We start from the raw sequence: 19,071 nt of genomic DNA on the forward strand, positions 1-19,071 counted from the left end.
CACTCGCCAACCGTCTTCGCGTTTGAGGACATGTCGCGCTGGCGTCAACCGGCATAGTGCCCGATAGTCGTAGCAGCAAGTGAGCGCCAATGTCATCAGAGGTGGGATTTATGCGTGATGACTCACCACGCGGGAACGGCCGCGATTGCGAGGCGGCCGTCGCGGCGGAACGCGAATGAGCACACGCCGCCACATCATCGTCAGCGGTGACGACGCGCTCGCGACCACAATCGCCGAGGAACTGAACCGCGCGGGCGCCACGATCATCAAGCTGCACAGCGAGGAGCTCACCGGTGCCGACCTTGGCCGCGCAAGCGCGATCGTGTGCGCGGGGGCCGATGACGCGAAGAATCTCGAAATCGCCTTGCTGGCAAGGAAAACGAATCCCCATGTGCGCGTGGTCGCCCGCCTGGGTAACGACGTGCTGCGCGCCGCGGTGGCCGACGACAACGGTCCGGGAGCCATTCTGGACGTCGCCGACCTCGCGGCGCCGTCGGTCGTCGAGGCCTGCCTATCCAGCCACACGCACCCGGTCGAGGCGGCCGGAATCAAATTCCTGGTGTCGGGGGCCGAGGCACCGCGCGACGCGACCCTCCGCGAGATCTACGGCGACCTGGCACCGGTAGCCGTGATTCACGGCGAGAACTCCGCTGCGCCCGACGAAGTGGTGCCATGTCCGGGACGAGACCATCCGGTGCGTGCCGGAGACTGGACGGCCATGATCGGCAGCGCCGATGAGCTGGCCGCTCGCGGGATAAAAACGCCCCGCCCGAGCGCGACACGCTCTCGCCAGTCGTGGATGCGGCGAATTTCGGACGCCGCGCGGGCGATGCGCGATGACGTCAATCCCATGATTTTCCCGGCCATTCTGCTCGCGCTCAGCCTGCTGCTCGCGTCGACGATTGTGGTGCACACCTCCTATACGAAGCCGCGGCTGTCCTGGCTGGACGCCCTGTATTTCACCGCGGAGACCATCACCACCGTGGGCTATGGCGAATTCGGCTTCGCACAACAATCGGCGTGGTTGCGGATATTCGCCGTCGGCTTGATGTTCGCCGGCGTGACGACCACCGCACTGCTCGTCGCGTTCCTGGCGGACTTGCTGCTGTCGCGCCGCTTCCTGCAGTCGGCCGGGGTCCGCCGGGCACGCCATTTGCGCGACCACATCATCGTGGTCGGCCTGGGCTCGTTCGGCAGCCGCGTCGTCGGTGACCTGACCGCTGCCGGATACGACGTCGCGGTGATCGAGCGTGACGAGAACAACCGATTTCTGTCGACCGCGGACGAACTGGACGTGCCGGTGATCTTCGGGGATGCAACACTGCGCCAGACGCTGGAGGCAGCCCGCGTCGACCGCGCCCGCGCCGTAGCGGTGCTGACTCAGGACGACATGGTCAACATCGAGACCGGAATTGTGCTGCGCGAGATGCTCGGCCCCCGGGTGATGCCTGAGGTCAACCGGCCCGACGTCCCGATCGTGCTGCGGATCTATGACCGCACCCTCGGCGAGGCCGTGGCCAAGCGATTCGGTTTCGAGAACGTTCGATCGACTGTCGACCTAGCCGCGCCCTGGTTCATCGGTGCCGCGATGGGTCTGCAGGTGCTGGGGACGTTCTCGGTCGGGCAGCGTTCGTTCATGGTCGGCGCCATGCATGTGGCGGCGGGTAGCGAACTCGACGGGCTGCGGATGTTCGAGCTGTCCACCCAGACTCGTGTCGTCGCCATCACTCGCCGGGATGCGCCCGTCGAGCTGCACCCGCGGCGGGACGCGTGGCTTCGTGGCGGCGACACCGTCTACCTGGTGGGGCCGTACCGCGAGCTGCTGGAGACGCTGCGCAAGGGACAGCCGTCGCAGGAGTCCGCCGTCACCGACGAGCACCGGACCGATAAGGCGGCGACCTGAGGCACGCCGGTTCGGACAGCGGGGCGACCGGAGACTACAGCCGCGCTGCCACGTCCGCGGCGCGACGAAGCTGATCGACATCCGAGCTCGTCGGAATGAGCTGAACTTCGTCGGTGCCGATCGCCTCGAACCTGCGCAACACGTCCACGAGCTCGTCTTCGTTGCCGGCCCAGCCCGTCAGCGGCGCCATCGCATCGACGTATTCCGCCGGAATCCAGTTCATGTAGCGCCGCAGATGACGGTGGATCTGGCCGCGAGACGCCTCGGACGTTCCGAACGCGAACCAGAACGAAGTGATCAAGTGGGGTTGGGGCTTGCCGGCCTGGGCCCAGGCTTCTCGGGTGACGTCGAACAGCTCGTTCTGCTTGGCGACGTCAAGGTCGAGGGTGGTGCCGGCCAGCCCGTCGGCCCACTCGGCCGCACTGCGGATGGTTTTGGGTCCGATGCTTCCGACGAACAGCGGCGGACCGCCGGGCTGGACCGGCGCCGGCCCGACGGGCAGCACCGATTCGGAGGTCTTCTCCCCCGCCCAAACGCGCTTCATCACAGCTACGCGTTCGGCCATGCCGCGCATCGTCTGTGTCGCCGGATCGGCACCCACGGCGTGGTAGTCCTCGTGCCGGCCGCCGACCCCTATGCCCACGGTCAACCGGCCGCCGCTGAGCAGATCGCCGGTCGCCAGACCCTTGGCGAGCATGACGGGATCGTGCAGCTGCGGCACGATGACGGTCGTCAGCAGCCGCACCCGGTTGGTCCAGGCGGCCAGCGCTCCCAGCAATGTCAGGTTGTCCGGATTATCGAAGGCGATCCGCTCGCCCCAGCACAACGACGAGAACGGGCCCTCGTCGATGGCGCGCGCCCACGTCTCGAGCACCGTGGCGTCCAGATCCGGCTCCATCACCGGCATCGTCATCGCAATCTGCACGACGGCGATTCTGGCATGTTTAACATGCGGCCTTTCAGTGGAACCATGGACCGAATGGCGTTCACGAGTAGTTCCATCGCACATGTCCGACTGACCGTGACCGATATCGAGCGGTCGCGCCAGTTCTACGAGAGCGTGTTCGGTTGGCCGGTGCTGCTGGAGGTCCCCGACAACGCCAGCGAAGCTGCCCGTAATCAGTTGAGCTTTCTGTACGGCGGCGTCATCTACGACCTCGGCGGCACCCTGCTCGGGCTGCGGCCGGTCGCCGCTGACCGCTTCGATGAAGACCGTGTCGGGCTGGACCACATCGCCTTCCGACTCGGCAGCAAGGATGAATTAGATTCGGCGGCAGCGCATCTCGATGAACTTGGCGTCGTCCACGAGCCGGTCAAGGACATCGGGCCGTCCTACATCCTGGAGTTCCGCGACCCGGACAACATCGCCCTGGAGCTAACCGCGCCGAAGTAGCGCAGCGTTGTCGAGCCGGCATCGGAGTGGTTGACTGGAAAGAACTATGGCCATCAGTTTCAACCACACCATCGTCGCGTCACGCGACAAACACGAATCCGCCGAGTTTCTCGCCGAGCTCTTCGGGCTGCCCAGCCCAAAGCCCTTCGGCCACTTCATGGTTGTCGAGCTCGAGCACGGTGCAAGCCTCGACTACGCGGATGCACCCGAGGGCGCGGATATCCCCCGGCAGCACTACGCGTTCTTGGTCTCCGAGCAGGAGTTCGACGCCATCTACGACAGGATGCGGTCACGCGGTCTGCAGCACTGGGCCGATCCGGGCGCGACGCGCCCCGGCGAGATCAACCACAACCACGGCGGGCGGGGAGTCTATTTCCCGGATCCGTCCGGCCATGCCATGGAGATTCTCACCAGCCCGTATGGATCGGCGGGCTGAGCGAGCAACCGCTGCGCCTAGTCGCCGCTGCGCGCGGCGCCGTGCCGGCGGCTTTCCTGCTCGCGATAGTCGTCGGCCAGCTGCACGACATGCTTCGGCAGGCCACCCGTGGCGACGTCGGCCAGCGTGGTTTCCTCCAACACCGACCGCATGCTGGCCCGCAACGCCCGCCAGACGTCGGTGAGCGCCGCCGTCGGTCCCGAGTACGGCAAATCGCCCAGCCCGATGTCACGCACACTGGCCAGCGGTCCGTCGATACAGCGCAGCACGTCGGCAATGCTGATGTCTTTCCCGGAGCGGGCCAATTCGTAGCCACCTTCGCGACCGCGATGGCTTCGCACCAGCCGGTCAGTGCGTAGGTTGGTCAGAATGTCGACGAGAAATTGCGGCGGAATGCCCTGGGCGTGGGCCAAATCGTCCGTCTTGACCAGGGTTCCGTCGGGAACCGTGGCGAGCTGAATCATCGCCCGCACGGCATACTCCGCTTTCGCCGACATGCGCACTTACAGGATTGTGCCATCCAGCGACACAATTTCGGTGCAGCCTGGCTGATGCGGCGCCTATCCGAGTGAATCGAGCAGGTCGACGACCCGCTGCGCCTGATCGTCGACGGTCTCGTCCGGGGTGAGCCGAAGATCGGGGCGCAGCGGCGGCTGATACGGGCTGTCGATACCGGTGAACTGGCTGATCTCCCCGGCGCGCGCCTTGGCGTACAAACCCTTGGGATCGCGTCTTTCGCATTCCTCGAGCGGGGTGTCACAGAAGACCTCGATGAAGTCGAAGCCGGCGTCGGCGTGCACATTGCGGGCGAGTTCACGTTGCCCGGCCAGCGGACTGATCGCCGGCACCAGCACGACGCTGCCGCAGTCGGCCAGCAACGCCGCCACATGCGCCAGCCTGCGCAGGTTTTCAGCCCGGTCGGCCATGCTGAAGCCCAAGTCGGCGTTCAAGCCATGCCGCAAATTGTCACCGTCGAGAACGTAAGCGGGCGCTCCCTTTTCGAGCAGCTTCTGCTCGACCAGCATGGCCACCGACGACTTGCCGGAGCCAGACAGGCCGGTGAACCACACCGTCCTGCCCCGAGGCCGTGCCTCGGCGATGGTGGATGATTTGTGCCGCACCGTGTTCGGGCTCGCGGTCTGTGCCGAAGCATCGCGCAACACCATGCCGGCCGCCACCGTTGCGTTGGTGTTCGGGTCGATGAGGATGAACGAACCGGTGCTGGGGTTGCGGGTGTACTCGTCGAGCAGCAGCGGCACCTGGGTGCGCAACGAGATGCGGCCGAGTTCATTGAGCTGCAACGCCGTTGCCGTCTTGTCGCGGTGCAGCGTGTTGACGTCCAGCCGGTAGTCGAGCGCCGTCACCCTGGCGTGCGTGGTTCGCGTGGTGTGCTTGATGACGTAGCCACGGCCGGGTTCCAAAGCCGCATTGTCGGCCATCCAGCACACCGTCGCATCGAACTCGTGCGCGACCCGGGGCTGATTGTGGGTGCGCGCGATCAAATCGCCCCGCGAGATGTCGATCTCGTCGGCCAGGGTCAGCGAAACCGCCATCGGTGGGAAGGCTTCTGCCACCGGACCATTCGGCCCATCGATCGCAGTGATGCGGGTGCGTTTGCCGACCGGCAGCACCACCACTTCGTCGCCGGGACGCATGACCCCGCTGGCGACGCTACCCGCGTAGCTGCGGTGATCCTGGTGCTCGCGAGTGTGCGGGCGGATGACGTACTGGACCGGGAACCGGACGTCGACCAGGTTGCGGTCCCCCGCGATGTACACCTCTTCGAGGTGCGACAGCAACGCCGGCCCCTCGTACCAGGGGGTCTGCTCCGACTTGCTCACCACGTTGTCGCCGTGCAGCGCAGAAAGGGGGATGGTGGCCACGTCGTGCACGTCCAGGCGCGCGGCGAAGGCGTGGAATTCGTCCCGGATCGCTTCGAATTTGTCTCTGTCCCAGCCGATCAGGTCCATCTTGTTGACCGCGAGCACGATGTGCCGGATGCCAAGCAGGGAGGCCAAAAAGGCGTGCCGGCGGGACTGTTCGAGCAAGCCGTGCCGCGCGTCGACCAGCACGATCACCAGCTGGGCGGTCGATGCGCCGGTCACCATGTTGCGTGTGTATTGGATGTGGCCCGGGGTGTCGGCGATGATGAATTTCCGCTTGGGAGTGGCGAAGTAGCGGTAGGCGACGTCGATCGTGATGCCCTGTTCGCGCTCCGCCCGCAGGCCGTCGGTCACCAACGCGAGATCGGTGTAGTCGTGTCCACGGTCCTTGGACGTCTGTTCCACCGCCGCCCACTGGTCTTCCATGACGGCCTTGGAGTCATACAGCAGGCGACCGATCAGGGTGGACTTGCCGTCGTCGACCGAACCCGCGGTCGCCAGGCGCAACAGCGTTGTCATCAGAAGTATCCCTGCCGCTTGCGGTCTTCCATGCCGGCCTCCGAGATCCGGTCGTCAGCCCGGGTGGCCCCGCGTTCGGTCAGCCGCGACACCGCGGTCTCAGCGATGACCTGGTCCACCGTGGCGGCCTGGGATTCCACGCACCCGGTGCACGTGACGTCCCCGACGGTGCGGAAACGCACCATTGTTTCGAACACCGGCTCGTCGGCACGTGGCTGCATGTTGCGGTCGACAGCCAGCAGCATGCCGTCGCGGCGAAACACCTTGCGCTGATGCGCGTAATAGATCGACGGCAGCGCGATGTTCTCGGCGCCGATGTAGGACCAGATGTCGAATTCGGTCCAGTTGGACAGCGGGAACACGCGGATGTGCTCACCTTTGTGATGGCGGCCGTTGTAGAGGTTCCACAGCTCGGGGCGCTGGGCCTTCGGATCCCACTGACCGAACTCGTCGCGGAAGCTGAACACGCGTTCCTTGGCGCGGGCCTTCTCTTCGTCGCGGCGCGCTCCCCCGAACGCGGCGTCGAACTTGTTCTCCCCGATGGCCCGCAGCAGCGTCACGGTCTGAATCGAGTTGCGCCCCTGGCGCGGCTCGACGACGCGCCCGGCGTCGATGTCCTCCTGGACCGAGGCGACCACCAAGCGCACACCGTGCTCGGCCACCAACTCGTCGCGGGTCGCGATCACCTCGTCGAAGTTGTGCCCGGTGTCGACGTGCATCACCGGGAAGGGCAGCCGACCGGGGCGAAACGCCCGCAGCGCCAGGTGCAGCATGACGATGGAATCCTTGCCGCCGGAGAACAGCAGCACCGGCCGCTCGAACTCCGCGGCCACCTCGCGGATGATGTGGATCGCCTCGGCCTCCAGCGAGCGCAGATGACTCAGTTCGTACTGTCCGGCGGCGGGGGCCACCTTGAGCTCACTGGGCATAGCTCCCTTTGCTAAATCCTGGTCGATTTGACCATATTTACTATCTTAGACAGCTATAAGACCAGCTCGCCCCCGCGCTGTCAACCGCACGAACCGCGGTCGCCTGACCGCGCGGCGCGCGAGCCCGCCACCGGACACATCGCGCCAAGAGTCGCGGCCGCCCTTTCACGGCTGCCGGGGGTGCGAAAACATGGACGAATGGCTGCCTCCCCCGAACCTCTCCCGTCCGCGCCGAGCGGTCGCGACGTCATCGCGCAGTTCCTCCCCCAATCCCCGTTCGTCGTCAAGCTGGGCATCGTCGCTGACCGGCTCGCAGCAGACGAAGTGCGGCTGCGGCTGCCCTGGGACCCGTCCAACGTGACCATCGGCGACATGGTCCATGGCGGCGCCATCGCCACACTCGCCGATCTCACCGTCATGGCTGCGGCGTGGTGCGGTGCGGAGGCTCCGCCCGAGCTGCGGGGCGTGACGGTGTCGATCACCCTGGACTTCATGGCACCCGCCCGGGCCACCGACTTGATCGGGGTCGGCCGGGTGCTGCGGCGCGGCCGGTCGTTGGTCAACTGCGAGGCCGAGATCGTCGACCCACAGGGCACGCTGGTGGCCAAAGCGCTGGCAACCTACAAGGTGGGTTGAGAACGCCCGGACAACTCTCGCCGAGCCAGGCCGTTGCCGGCTCCTCCTCACCCGTTAAGCGGGCCGTGTCAATGCCGAGCTAAAGCGTGACTTCGTCGAGCTTGCCGGTGGCCACATCGAAGATGAATCCGCGCAGCGAGACGTGCTTGGTGACGAACGGGCTGCCCTCGATGCGGCGCAGCGATTGCCGGACATCCTCGGCAATGTCGCCGAACGCCTCGGGCGCCCACGGCGGTTTGATCCCGGTCTCCTCCTGGATGCTGCGCTTGAAGTCGTCATCGGTAAAGGTGAGCATGCCGCAATCGGTGTGGTGGATCAGGATGATCTCCCGCGTCCCCAGCAAGCGCTGGCTGATGGCCAGCGAGCGGACAACGTCGTCGGTGACGACTCCCCCGGCGTTGCGGATGACGTGGGCCTCTCCCTCGTTGAGCCCGAGGAGGCGGTAGACGTCGAGCCGGGCATCCATGCATGCAACGACCGCGACGTGTTTGGCCGGCGGCATCGGCAGGGGGCCCTCGAAGGTGCTCGCATAATCCGAGTTGTTGGCCAGGTATTCATCGGTAACCGTCACACAAGCCTCCTAGACAATGTCCGGCCCGAACCGTGCTGCGTTGCTAGACGACCCGGCACCGCGGTGGATCCTAACAATCGATCACACGCGATTCACGCGTGAGAATCAACCCGATCCGAAGGCGAGCGATTGCGCCGGGCAACCGCAACGCGCGACGCTTCACTGCCGGCTCGATAGCCTGTCCCAATGCGACGTGGGGTGTGCGGACGGGCATGACTCGGTTTCTTGCACGCCGGTTGCTCAACTACGTTGTGCTGCTGGCGCTGGCATCGTTTCTGACGTTCTGCCTGACGTCGGTAGCCTTCAAGCCACTGGACAGCCTGTTGCAGCGCAACCCCCGCCCGCCACAAGCCGTGATCGACGCCAGGGCCCACACGCTCGGCTTGGACGAGCCGATACCGATCCGCTACGCGCATTGGGTGTCGCATGCCGTGCGCGGCGACTTCGGCAAGACCGTCACCGGGCAGCCCGTCGGAACGACGCTGTGGCGCCGCATCGGGGTAACCGTGCGCCTGCTGGTCATCGGTTCGCTGGTGGGCACCGTGCTTGGCGTAGCGGCCGGGGCATGGGGCGCCATTCGCCAATATCGACTCAGCGATCGCGTGGTCACCGCGGTGGCGCTGCTAATTCTCAGCACGCCGACATTCGTGATCGCCAGCCTGCTGATCCTTGGCGCGCTGCGGGTGAACTGGGCCGTGGGCATCAACATCTTCGACTACACCGGAGAGACCTCACCGGGGGTGACCGGTGGGACCGGCGCGCAGCTGCTCGACCGGTTACGGCATCTGATATTGCCGTCACTGACCCTGGCGCTGACCGCAGCGGCTGGATACAGCCGTTACCAGCGCAACGCGATGCTGGACGTCCTCGGCCAGGACTTCATCCGGACGGCGCGTGCCAAAGGGCTCACCCGCCGCCGGGCGCTGGTCAAGCACGGGCTGCGCACCGCACTGATCCCGCTGGCCACCCTGTTCGCCTATGGCGTGGCCGGCCTGGTCACCGGCGCGGTGTTCGTGGAGAAGATCTTCGGCTGGCACGGCATGGGTGAATGGCTGGTGCAGGGCATCACGACGCAGGACACCAACATCATCGCGGCGATCACCTTGTTCTCCGGCGCGGTGGTACTGCTGGCCGGCCTGTTGTCCGACCTGTTTTACGCGGCACTCGACCCCCGGGTGCGGGTGTCATGACGTCTGAGGCAAATATCGCTGCCGCCCAAGGGTTTTCGGGCCAAGAAAGCGCGGTCTTCACCTCACGCCGCACCTTGGTGCTGCGGAGGTTCGCCCGCAACCGGTTCGCTGTGGCATCGCTGACGTTGTTGGTGTTGCTGTTCGCCGGCTGCTACGCCCTGCCCGCGGTCCTGCCCTATTCCTACGAAGACCTCGATTTCACCGCACTGCTGCAGCCGCCGAACGCGCGCCACTGGCTGGGCACCAACGCGCTGGGTCAAGACCTGCTGGCACAAATCCTGCGTGGGATGCAGAAGTCGATGCTGATCGGTGTCTGCGTCGCGGTCATCTCCACCGGCATCGCCGCCACCGTCGGGTCGATCGCAGGCTATTTCGGTGGCTGGCGCGACCGCGCGCTGATGTGGGTAGTCGATCTGCTGCTGGTGGTGCCCAGCTTCATCCTCATCGCCATCGTCACGCCGCGACTCAAGACCTCGTCCAACGTCTTGATGCTGGTCCTGCTGCTCGCCGGATTCGGCTGGATGGTCAGCTCGCGCATGGTGCGCGGCATGACCATGAGTTTAGGTGAGCGCGAATTCATCCGGGCCGCAAGGTATATGGGGGTCTCCAGCCGCCGCATCATCGTCGGTCACGTGGTGCCGAACGTGGCGTCCATCCTGATCATCGACGCCACTCTCAACGTCGCCTCGGCCATCCTGGCCGAAACCGGCCTGAGTTTCCTCGGTTTCGGCATTCAGCCACCGGACGTGTCGCTGGGGACGTTGATCTCCAACGGCACCCAGTCGGCGACCACCTTTCCCTGGGTGTTTCTGTTTCCCGCGGGCGTGCTGGTGCTGATCCTGGTGTGCGCGAACGTCACCGGCGACGGCCTGCGGGATGCGTTCGATCCGGGCAGCGCGGTGCTGGGCGGTGGTGGGTGATGAGCGCGCTGCTCGAGGTGACCGACTTGGCGGTCACCTTCCCGACGGGCGGCGCCCCGGTGACCGCGGTCCGCGGTGTCAGCTACCGCATCGAACCCGGCGAAGTCGTCGCCATGGTCGGCGAATCCGGTTCTGGCAAGTCCGTTTCGGCGATGGCGGCCATCGGCCTGTTGCCCGAGTACGCGCGCGTGTGCGGGTCGGTGCGGTTGCACGGCACCGAACTGCTGGGCCTTGGCGACGACGCGATGTCGCGATTCCGCGGCAAGACGGTCGGCATGGTATTCCAGGATCCGATGTCGGCCCTGACGCCCGTCTACACCGTCGGCGACCAGATCGCCGAAGCGATTCAGATCCACCAGACTCGAGTGGGCAAAAAGGCCGCCCGCCGACGAGCGGTGGAATTGCTCGAGCTGGTGGGAATCGCGCAGCCGGAGCGACGCGCCCGCGCTTTTCCGCATGAGCTGTCCGGCGGCGAACGACAGCGGGTGGTCATCGCGATCGCCATCGCCAACGACCCCGACTTGTTGATCTGCGACGAGCCCACCACCGCGCTGGATGTCACGGTGCAGGCGCAGATCCTCGAGGTGCTCAAAACGGCGCGTGACATCACCGGCGCCGGAGTGCTCATCATCACGCACGACCTCGGCGTGGTCGCTGAGTTCGCCGACCGCGCGCTGGTGATGTATGCCGGGCGAGTTGTCGAATCCGCTGACGTGAGAACCCTTTACCGAGGCCGCCGGATGCCCTACACCGTCGGGCTGCTGGGCTCGGTCCCGAGGCTCGACGCCGCCCAGGGCACCCGGTTGGTGCCGATCCCGGGTGCGCCGCCATCACTGGCGGCCCTGGACCCCGGTTGCCCCTTCGCTCCGCGCTGCCCGCTGGCCATCGACGAATGTCGGCTCGAGGAGCCGAAATTGCTTTCCGTGGGCGCCGATCACCGGGTGGCGTGCATCCGCACCGATGAGGTCGACGGGCGAAGCGCCGCGGACATCTACGGGGTGAGCACCGAATCCCGCCAACCCGAATTCGCAGGCACCTCGGTCGTCGTCCGGGTGCGTGACCTGACCAAGACCTACCGGCTGACCAAAGGCTTGTTGCGCCGCAGCGCCGGTGAAGTTCGCGCTGTCGACGGTGTCAGTTTCGAATTGCGGCAGGGCCGCACCCTGGGCATCGTCGGCGAGTCCGGTTCGGGCAAGTCGACCACCCTGAACGAGATCTTGGAACTCACCAGGCCCCAATCGGGTTCAATCGAAGTGCTGGGCACCGATGTCACCGCGCTGAACGGTGCGAGCAGGCGATCGCTGCGGCGCGACATTCAGGTCGTGTTTCAGGACCCGGTCGCCTCGCTGGACCCGCGGCTACCGGTGTTTGATCTGCTCGCTGAGCCCCTGCGGGCCAACGGATTCGACAAGAGCCACACCAACAACCGCGTCGCCGAGCTGCTCGACATCGTGGGACTGCGCCGCGCCGACGCAGTCCGCTACCCCGCAGAGTTCTCCGGTGGGCAAAAGCAGCGCATCGGCATCGCTCGCGCTCTGGCACTGCAACCGAAGATCCTGGCGCTCGACGAACCGGTTTCCGCGCTCGACGTGTCCATCCAGGCCGGAATCATCAACCTGCTGCTCGACCTGCAAGAGCGGTTGAACCTATCCTATCTGTTTGTCTCCCATGATCTTTCGGTGGTAAAACACCTGGCGCACCAGGTCGTCGTGATGTATTCCGGCGCCATCGTGGAGCAGGGCGACAGCCGACAAGTCTTCGCCGATCCGCAACACGAATACACCCGACGACTGCTCAGCGCGGTGCCACGACCAGATCCGGGCGGACGTGTCTAGCCGGGCGGTCAAAGCGGCCACGGGCACCCGCGTCGGGTCGCTGTTCTTCGCGGTCGCGCTGGTTCTCCCGGGCTGTTCGCCGGCCGCCGAGTTGATCCCCGAAACCGGCCATAACGCGCAGGTCGGCTCGACGAGCGACGTCAACCCTCACGACCCGGCCACCCTGCAGGATGGCGGCAACCTGCGACTCGCGCTGACAGAGTTTCCGCCGAACTTCAACATCCTGCACATCGATGGCAATTCGGCCGACGTCTCCGCGATGATCAAGGCCACCCTGCCGCGGGCCTTTGTCATCGGACCGGACGGCTCGACGGCGGTCGACCACGACTACTTCACCAACGTCGAGCTCACCGGCACTGCGCCGCAGGTGGTTACGTACACCATCAATCCCCGGGCGGCGTGGTCCGACGGCACGCCGATCACCTGGGAGGACATCGCCAGCCAGATCCACGCCCTGAGCGGCGCCGACAAGACCTTCGAGATCGCCGGGCCCGGCGGCGCCGACCGCGTCGCGTCGGTGACTCGCGGTGTCGACGATCGCCAGGCCATCATGACCTTCGCGAAGCCTTACGCCGAATGGCGGGGCATGTTCGCCGGCAACGGAATGCTGCTGCCCAAGAGCATGACGGCCACCCCCGAGGCGTTCAACAAGGGCCAGCTGCAGGGGCCGGGTCCCTCGGCCGGCCCGTTCGTCGTCTCGTCGCTGGACCGGACCACACAGCGGATCGTGTTGAGCCGCAACCCGAAATGGTGGGGCGCCAGGCCCCGCCTGGACAGCATCACCTACCTGGTGCTCGACGACACCGCGCGGCTTCCGGCGTTGCAGAACAACACGATCGACGCCACCGGGGTCAGCACGATCGACCAGCTGACCATCGCGCGGCGCACCAAGGGGATCTCGATACGGCGCGCCCCCGCCCCGGCGTGGTCGCACATCACGTTCAATGGCGCCCCGGGCTCGATCCTGGCCGACCGGGCGTTACGTGTCGCGGTAGCCAAGGGGATCGATCGGCAGACCATCGCCAGGGTCGTCCAGTACGGCCTCACCAACGATCCGGCCGCGCTGGGCAACCACATCTACGTCGCCGGGCAGCAGGGCTACCAGGACAACGGCTCGGTGCTGCCCTACGACCCGGCCGCCGCCGGCCGAGAGCTTGACGCGCTCGGCTGGAAGCGGGCCGGACAATTCAGAGAGAAGAACGGCCGGCAGCTGGTCATCCGCGATCTGTTTTACGACGCGCAGGGCAGCCGGCAGTTCGCGCAGATCGCCCAGCACAGCCTCGCCCAGATCGGCGTCAAACTCGAGCTCGTCTCGCGGTCGGGCAACGGCTTCTTCACCAACTACATCAACGTCGGAGATTTTGATATGGCGCAATTCGGTTGGCTCGGAGACGCTTTCCCGCTCTCGTCGCTGACCCAGATCTACAAGTCCGACGGAGAAAGCAATTTCGGCAAGATCGGCAGTGGGCAGATCGATGCCGCCATCGAAAGCACGCTGGAAGAGCTCGATCCGGCCAAGGCGCAAGCGTTGGCCAACGATTTGGACAAGATGATCTGGGCGGAGGGATTCAGCCTTCCACTGATCCAGTCACCCGGTGACGTCGCGGTGCGCAGCTCGCTGGCCAATTTCGGAGCAACCGGCCTCGCCGACCTCGACTACACCGCAATCGGTTTCACGCGGCGTTGAGCCGCGGTAGCCGACTCGGAATCGGCAGGGCCCCCTCGACGATGGCCGCCGCTGCGAGTGCCTTCCACAGCAGCCGCACCTCCGGACGCGGCGGCAGCGCGTCCAGCGCCGATGCCTGTGCGGCGAGGCCCTCCAGGTCGCCCCGCCGAACCGCGTCCGCCGTGGCGAGCGCCACGGGCTCACGAAAATCCAGCGCGCTGTGTGCCATGCTCGGCAAGCTCAACAGCACCGCATTCGGCAGCAGCGACGCGACACGGTGCGCGACGGCCGGCGGGGTGATCAGGTCACGACCTCCAGAAACCACCGCGGTGGGCCAGTCGAAATTCGGCATCTCGGCCGCCAGGTCGTAGGGCTCGTCCTCGAAAGTCACACGTTGGGTGCGTGCTCTACTTTCGGCGATCGCGGGATCGAGCGGTAGGCCATCAGGTTCGGCCGCGTAGTCGAGTTCACGGAACGCAATGCGGCTCACCAAGTCTTCCTCGTAACGGTATGGCAGGTTGCTCAGGGTAATAAATCGGGACAGCGCCCACCACAACAACTTTCGTTCGTCAAGCAGCAGGTCGAGTTGACGCTCGAGCAGGTCTGTTCCGCCATACCCGTAGATTGTCGCGACGACCTGGGTCGCCGTGGCATTCATGACGCCGGCGTCGACGAGTTTGCGCATTTTCGGTGCTACTGAGGCGGTTTCGGGGCTGTCACCCTTCAGCAACAGCCGGCGGATCGCGCGGCGCACGATAACGATGTCGTGGCGGGACAACAGGGGTGAATCGAGCACCATGCCGCGAACCCGGTGCGGATGGCGCACCCCGACGCCCGCCGCGATGTAGGTGCCATACGAGGCCCCGTAGATGACGGCCGACTCGGCTTGAGCGTCGTCGAGCACCGCGGCCACATCGTCGACCACCTGGTTGACGGTCATCGATTGCGGCGGCAGATCGGCGCCCGAATCGTCGTGGCGCGACATTCCTACCCCGCGGTGCTCGATCATGATGACGTCGAGGCCGGCCGCCGCGGCCCGCCGCCGCAGCCCCTTGTACATCTGCACGGAGGCGACTCCCGGCCCGCCGGGGATGATGACCAGCGGATGGGTGGACTTGCGTCCCGAGCGAACGTAGTACAGATCGAACTCTTCGGCGCTGTGCGGGGAGATGGGCCGGCGCACGGGCCGTACCCCCGGCAGTTTCGCCAGTCTCTCCTGTATTCGGCTGCGTTTCCCGTTCATCGTCATCAGCGTCGGCCCGCCATGGTCCCATTCTGCAGGCAAGGCGACCAGCCGGCAGCAAATCTGGCTGACCAGTGGTCGGCTATCGGCGGCCGCCAGGGCTAGGCGCTGAGAACGATGCGGTGTGCGCCCTTGACACCGTTGTAACGCTCGGGGCTACAGGTGAGCACGATTACCTGTCCGTGGGTCCCCACGGTGTCGAACAACTCGCCCATCTTGGTCAACCGCTCCGGGTCGGTGAAACCGAGCGCGTCGTCGACCACGACCGGGACGGCGTCCTCCTTAGCGACCAGGGCCGCGCCGGCCAACCGCGCCAAGATGCCGAGTTGCTCCTTCGCGCCACCCGACAATGATTCGTATGGCACCGTAATGCCGTTGATCGTGCGGCTGCGGATGCATAAGTCGCTGTCGATATCGACCTCGAAACTCGGGCCGAATACCGGGCGGCCAAGCCGCTGCAGTTCCGCTCGGTAGGGCTCAACGTAACGCCGCCGAGTGGTGTCACGATGGCGCGTCATGACCGAGCGCAACAGCTGCGCCGCCCGCGCGCGGCCGCCCACCTGGCCGTGTTCGGTGGCGGCGTGCTCGCGTTCTGTTTCCGCGGCGTCGAGCTTGCCCTGGCGTCCCTCGGTGCCGAACACCGAGAGTTCGATGGTGACCTCACGCAACGCCCGGCTGGCTTCTTCGTAGCGCTCACGCAGCGTGTCGGCTTCCTTCTTGGCATCGGTCAACTCGAAGGCGACCGCATCCGGTGATGCCGCGGCCAAGGCGTCGGTGAGCTCGGCGACTCGTTGTTGCGCTGCCTGAGACGCAGCCAACGCTGCGACCGACGCGGCCGCGAGTTCGTCATCCTCGGCCGACGCGCGCTCGGCCGCCAGCCGGGCGGCAGCCGCGTCCAGCTCGGCGCGCCGAGTCTCCAAGGCGTTTTGCAGAACCGTTGCCCGCGTGGCCAACTCGGCGAGCCCGGTCGCGGCGGCGGCAGCGGCCTGACGACGGGCCTGGCATTCGCTTGATGCGGCCGCTCGGGCCTGGAGGACCGCGGCGAGTTCGGCACGGGCAGCGCCGATATCCACGAAAACAGGTTCGGCCCCGGCGAGTTCTTCGGCGTGCAGCTGCGCCAGCCGCGACCGCAGCTCGTCGACCTGTTCGTCACCATGCAGGCCGGCCAGAGTCGCCGTGAGCTGATCGCGGGTGCTGTGCAGCTCGCGGCGATGCTGATCGGCGGACCGTGCTGCGGCAAGGTCGGCCACGTCACCGGCGGCCAGCGCCGCCGCAAACTCTTCTTGTGCTGCAGCATGTTTGGCGTGAATGTCCAGTGTGGTCGCACCCGGGGTGACCCTGGCGGTCAGAACGCCGGGAACCTCCACCGCGGTAGGCCCGGCTGCGGTGATCGACCAGCTTTGCCCGGCCGGCAAGGAGATCTGCTGGTCGGCGACGACCAGTTGAATGTCTGCGGCGGCGCTGAATTCGATGGCCGTCGAGGTCAGTGCCAGCTGGTCCCCGGTGCGGTCGACCGCGGCCGCGGCGTCCTCGATTCGCCGGAGCGCTGCCTCGGTGACGGCGATGACGCTGAGCTCAGCGCTAATCCGCTCGCGTTCTCGCTCGATGGCCTCGATCTTGGCCAACCGCGCGGTCAGCCGGTCGGCCTCTTCGCGGGTGGTGAGTTGGTCGACCGTGCGCCGAGCAACTTCCGTGCGGCGTTCCAGCTCGGCGAGAGTCTCGGTGGCCTGTTGCAGGGCGGCGCCGGCTGTTTCGGCCTCCGCGCAAGCGGCGGCTTGGGCAGCCGCGGCTTCCAGTGCCTGCGTTTGCATTTCGGCTACGGCACCGGCCCGGGTGTCGATCTCGGTGAGCAGTTGCCGGCGTGCTGTGTGGGCGCCGTTGGCCGCCGCGACGGTGGCGGCAGCTGCCTCGGCGACAAGTTGAGCTTCTCGCCGCTGCGCGGTCAGCGCTGCGATTTTGTCGGCGGCTTCCTGCGCGGCGGTAACCCGCGGTCCGGCGGCGATCCGGCGCTGGGAGAGGTCGGCCACCTGCTCGGTCAACACGGCATGACGAGCCACCCGATCGTCGACCTCGGCAACGGCCGCCGCGCACTCGGCGACCGTCGCCTCGGCGTCGGCCAGCCGGGTTATGGCGGCCGCCCACTCGCCCGTCGGCCGTCCGGTTGGGGTGAAGTAACGCCCGTATTCGGCGTCGATGCGTTCAATCAGCAAAGGTTCCGTGCCGCATAGCCCCCCGCTGTCTCCGGCGGCCACATCGAGCGCCCGCGAGAGCGCGTCGCACCCGGACAAATCCACCGCGGCGGTCGACGTCGCCTGCAGCACCCGCTGGGCGTGCCACAGGTCGCTGTCCACCGTCTCGGCCAGCATCGCCCGGACCCGTTCGTGGGCTTCGTCGCCGGTCAGTTGTTCGCGGCACGGCCGGACCACCGTCAGCTCCGTCTCGCATTTCTTGTGAAAGCGCTTCCGGTAGACGAAACGGTAAGGGCCGCAGCTGATTTCCGCGGATACCTCCGAACCCACGTCACTGTGGGTGGGCTTGACCTGCTTGACTTCCTTCTTCGTCGAGCGGTCGCGGGCTTCCAGGAGCAGATCCAGGGCCTCTATCATCGACGACTTGCCGATCTCGTTAGCGCCGCACACCACCACCACGCCATGGTCGGGGAATTCGATTTCGCGGTGCGAAATGCCGCGATAGTTGGTCAGGGTCAGCCGGTGCAGTTTCACGCCACGCCCCGGTCGGTAAGGCGCAGCAGAAGCGCCAGCGCCGCCTGCGCATCCGCGGCGGTCGCGCAGCCCTCCTCGCGCGCGGTGGCCATCAGTTCCTCGACCGCCGCGGCGGCGAAACCTCCGATACCGAGGTCGCTGAATTCGCCGTCAGCCGGGATCACCGCCAGGTCGGTGCGACGTTCCCACAGGCCCAGCCAGGCGAACAGCCGCGCGTATTTGTCCAGGCAGGCATCCAGCGCGGCGCGGTCGGTGACCGTCAACGAACCGGTCAGCCCCAGACGCACCACGGTTCGATCCTTTTCGGTGATCAGATCCAGGTTCATGTCGAGATCGGCGATGTCGCGGCTGGTGTCGACCTGCCGGTGCATCGTGACGAACCGCCAGCTTCCGACGTGCCGTGGCGTCACGACGACCGCCCGCTGCGGGTCGGCCTCGTCGATGTCGACGATCAGGACATGACCGGGGTCGGATTCCACATCGTCGAAGTTGGTCACTTCCGGGGAACCGGAGTACCACACCCGGCCGGTGTCACCGACCTGGGTGAGCGAGTGCTTATCCCCCAGCGCCACATAGTGCACCGCGCCGCGGCTCAGCGCGTCGTCGACCTTGGCGAGCCGGATCAAGGAGGGCTTGTCCCGATCGGGATCCAGGACGTCGACACCGCCGTGTGCGACGAGGATCCGGGTGCTGACACCCGCGGTCAGGTCGTCGAGGACGTCGGCGACCAGGTCGGTGGTCGGCACCTTTGACCGCCACGGCGCGGCCACGATCTGGACCCCGGGACGGACCTGATGCACACCGCCCCGATCGAGCACCACGACGTTGTCGGGACGTTCGCCGGCGAACAGCGCGCTGGTGTACACCGATGCGGCGTCCAGAGGATCGTGGTTGCCGGGCAACAGGTACACCGGAATCCCGATGGCGCGCATGGCTTCCAGGGATTGCCCGACCACGTTGGGCGGAAGCTGATTGTGTTCGAAGACATCACCCGACACGACGACAAACTCGGCGCCGACTTCTGCCGCCAACACGCCCAGACCGGCAACCGCGTCGCGGCGCGCCGCCGAATAACGGGGCTGCGCGTCACCAGCGAGGAAGTGCCTGGTCATGCCCAACTGCCAGTCGGCTGTGTGCAGGAATCGCATGCCGGCGACCTCCTAGCGAAGTGCGTGTTTACCAGGGCATCGCGAGTTTAGGTCTGCGCACCGACAACAAGCGGGA

General features: G+C 66.4%; 16 protein-coding genes. 8 read left to right on the plus strand and 8 right to left on the minus strand.

Going from position 1 to position 19,071, the window contains the following annotated elements; all coding sequences use genetic code 11:
• The first annotated feature begins 175 nt into the window (after positions 1-175).
• Entirely contained in the window at positions 176-1,903 is a 1,728-nt protein-coding gene (locus tag AC5Y4F_RS01395) for an NAD-binding protein (RefSeq protein ID WP_499994743.1), read from the plus strand.
• A 34-nt stretch (positions 1,904-1,937) separates the two neighbouring features.
• Here the strand turns inward: AC5Y4F_RS01395 and AC5Y4F_RS01400 are convergent, their stop codons facing one another.
• Positions 1,938-2,816, minus strand: coding sequence for an LLM class flavin-dependent oxidoreductase (locus AC5Y4F_RS01400; RefSeq protein WP_499995741.1), 879 nt, complete (start codon positions 2,814-2,816; stop codon positions 1,938-1,940).
• Between the two features lie 66 nt (positions 2,817-2,882).
• Here AC5Y4F_RS01400 and AC5Y4F_RS01405 point away from each other — a divergent pair, with 66 nt between their 5' ends.
• Complete coding sequence (locus AC5Y4F_RS01405; RefSeq protein ID WP_067939578.1) at positions 2,883-3,296, plus strand: VOC family protein; 414 nt, start codon at positions 2,883-2,885, stop codon at positions 3,294-3,296.
• 46 nt (positions 3,297-3,342) lie between these two features.
• Positions 3,343-3,732: a VOC family protein gene (locus AC5Y4F_RS01410; RefSeq protein ID WP_067939200.1), complete on the plus strand. Its 390-nt coding sequence runs from the start codon at positions 3,343-3,345 to the stop codon at positions 3,730-3,732.
• A gap of 17 nt (positions 3,733-3,749) precedes the next feature.
• Here the strand turns inward: AC5Y4F_RS01410 and AC5Y4F_RS01415 are convergent, their stop codons facing one another.
• The 3 genes from AC5Y4F_RS01415 to cysD are packed head-to-tail and all read right to left on the minus strand — an operon-like array spanning position 3,750 to position 7,063.
• Positions 3,750-4,235 (minus strand): Rrf2 family transcriptional regulator, encoded by a 486-nt coding sequence (locus AC5Y4F_RS01415; RefSeq protein WP_067939197.1) that lies wholly within the window; start codon positions 4,233-4,235, stop codon positions 3,750-3,752.
• A gap of 57 nt (positions 4,236-4,292) precedes the next feature.
• Positions 4,293-6,134, minus strand: a complete 1,842-nt coding sequence (cysC, locus tag AC5Y4F_RS01420; RefSeq protein ID WP_499994747.1) for an adenylyl-sulfate kinase — start codon at positions 6,132-6,134, stop codon at positions 4,293-4,295.
• Entirely contained in the window at positions 6,134-7,063 is a 930-nt protein-coding gene (gene cysD / locus AC5Y4F_RS01425; protein ID WP_499994749.1) for a sulfate adenylyltransferase subunit CysD, read from the minus strand. Before cysD ends, cysC begins: the two co-directional genes overlap by 1 nt.
• Positions 7,064-7,261: 198 nt before the next feature.
• On the opposite strand from cysD, the gene AC5Y4F_RS01430 reads away from it, so the two are divergent.
• A complete protein-coding gene (locus tag AC5Y4F_RS01430) occupies positions 7,262-7,699 on the plus strand; it encodes a PaaI family thioesterase (protein WP_067939188.1) in 438 nt (145 codons plus the stop codon).
• Positions 7,700-7,778: 79 nt separating this feature from the next.
• Here the strand turns inward: AC5Y4F_RS01430 and AC5Y4F_RS01435 are convergent, their stop codons facing one another.
• Positions 7,779-8,270, minus strand: coding sequence for a beta-class carbonic anhydrase (locus AC5Y4F_RS01435; protein ID WP_067939187.1), 492 nt, complete (start codon positions 8,268-8,270; stop codon positions 7,779-7,781).
• A gap of 212 nt (positions 8,271-8,482) precedes the next feature.
• On the opposite strand from AC5Y4F_RS01435, the gene AC5Y4F_RS01440 reads away from it, so the two are divergent.
• The 4 genes from AC5Y4F_RS01440 to AC5Y4F_RS01455 are packed head-to-tail and all read left to right on the plus strand — an operon-like array spanning position 8,483 to position 13,902.
• Positions 8,483-9,460, plus strand: coding sequence for an ABC transporter permease (locus AC5Y4F_RS01440; protein WP_499994751.1), 978 nt, complete (start codon positions 8,483-8,485; stop codon positions 9,458-9,460).
• Positions 9,457-10,380 carry an ABC transporter permease gene (locus AC5Y4F_RS01445; RefSeq protein WP_067939183.1) on the plus strand — a complete coding sequence of 308 codons (924 nt, stop codon included), beginning with the start codon at positions 9,457-9,459 and terminating at the stop codon, positions 10,378-10,380. Before AC5Y4F_RS01440 ends, AC5Y4F_RS01445 begins: the two co-directional genes overlap by 4 nt.
• Positions 10,380-12,215 (plus strand): dipeptide ABC transporter ATP-binding protein, encoded by a 1,836-nt coding sequence (locus AC5Y4F_RS01450; protein ID WP_499994754.1) that lies wholly within the window; start codon positions 10,380-10,382, stop codon positions 12,213-12,215. The genes AC5Y4F_RS01445 and AC5Y4F_RS01450 overlap by 1 nt, the downstream gene beginning before the upstream one ends.
• Positions 12,208-13,902 (plus strand): ABC transporter family substrate-binding protein, encoded by a 1,695-nt coding sequence (locus AC5Y4F_RS01455; RefSeq protein ID WP_499994756.1) that lies wholly within the window; start codon positions 12,208-12,210, stop codon positions 13,900-13,902. The genes AC5Y4F_RS01450 and AC5Y4F_RS01455 overlap by 8 nt, the downstream gene beginning before the upstream one ends.
• On the opposite strand, the gene AC5Y4F_RS01460 is transcribed toward AC5Y4F_RS01455, so the two are convergent.
• The 3 genes from AC5Y4F_RS01460 to AC5Y4F_RS01470 form a co-directional block, all read right to left on the minus strand.
• Positions 13,889-15,130 (minus strand): alpha/beta hydrolase, encoded by a 1,242-nt coding sequence (locus AC5Y4F_RS01460; RefSeq protein WP_499994758.1) that lies wholly within the window; start codon positions 15,128-15,130, stop codon positions 13,889-13,891. The two genes, AC5Y4F_RS01455 and AC5Y4F_RS01460, sit on opposite strands and share 14 nt — an antisense overlap.
• A gap of 95 nt (positions 15,131-15,225) precedes the next feature.
• On the minus strand, positions 15,226-17,847 hold the full coding sequence (locus AC5Y4F_RS01465; RefSeq protein WP_499994760.1) for an AAA family ATPase: 2,622 nt from the start codon (positions 17,845-17,847) through the stop codon (positions 15,226-15,228).
• Positions 17,844-18,995 carry a metallophosphoesterase family protein gene (locus AC5Y4F_RS01470; RefSeq protein ID WP_067939170.1) on the minus strand — a complete coding sequence of 384 codons (1,152 nt, stop codon included), beginning with the start codon at positions 18,993-18,995 and terminating at the stop codon, positions 17,844-17,846. The genes AC5Y4F_RS01465 and AC5Y4F_RS01470 overlap by 4 nt, the downstream gene beginning before the upstream one ends.
• Positions 18,996-19,071 lie beyond the last annotated feature (76 nt).

This window comes from Mycobacterium sp. NGS56 (assembly GCF_059812425.1).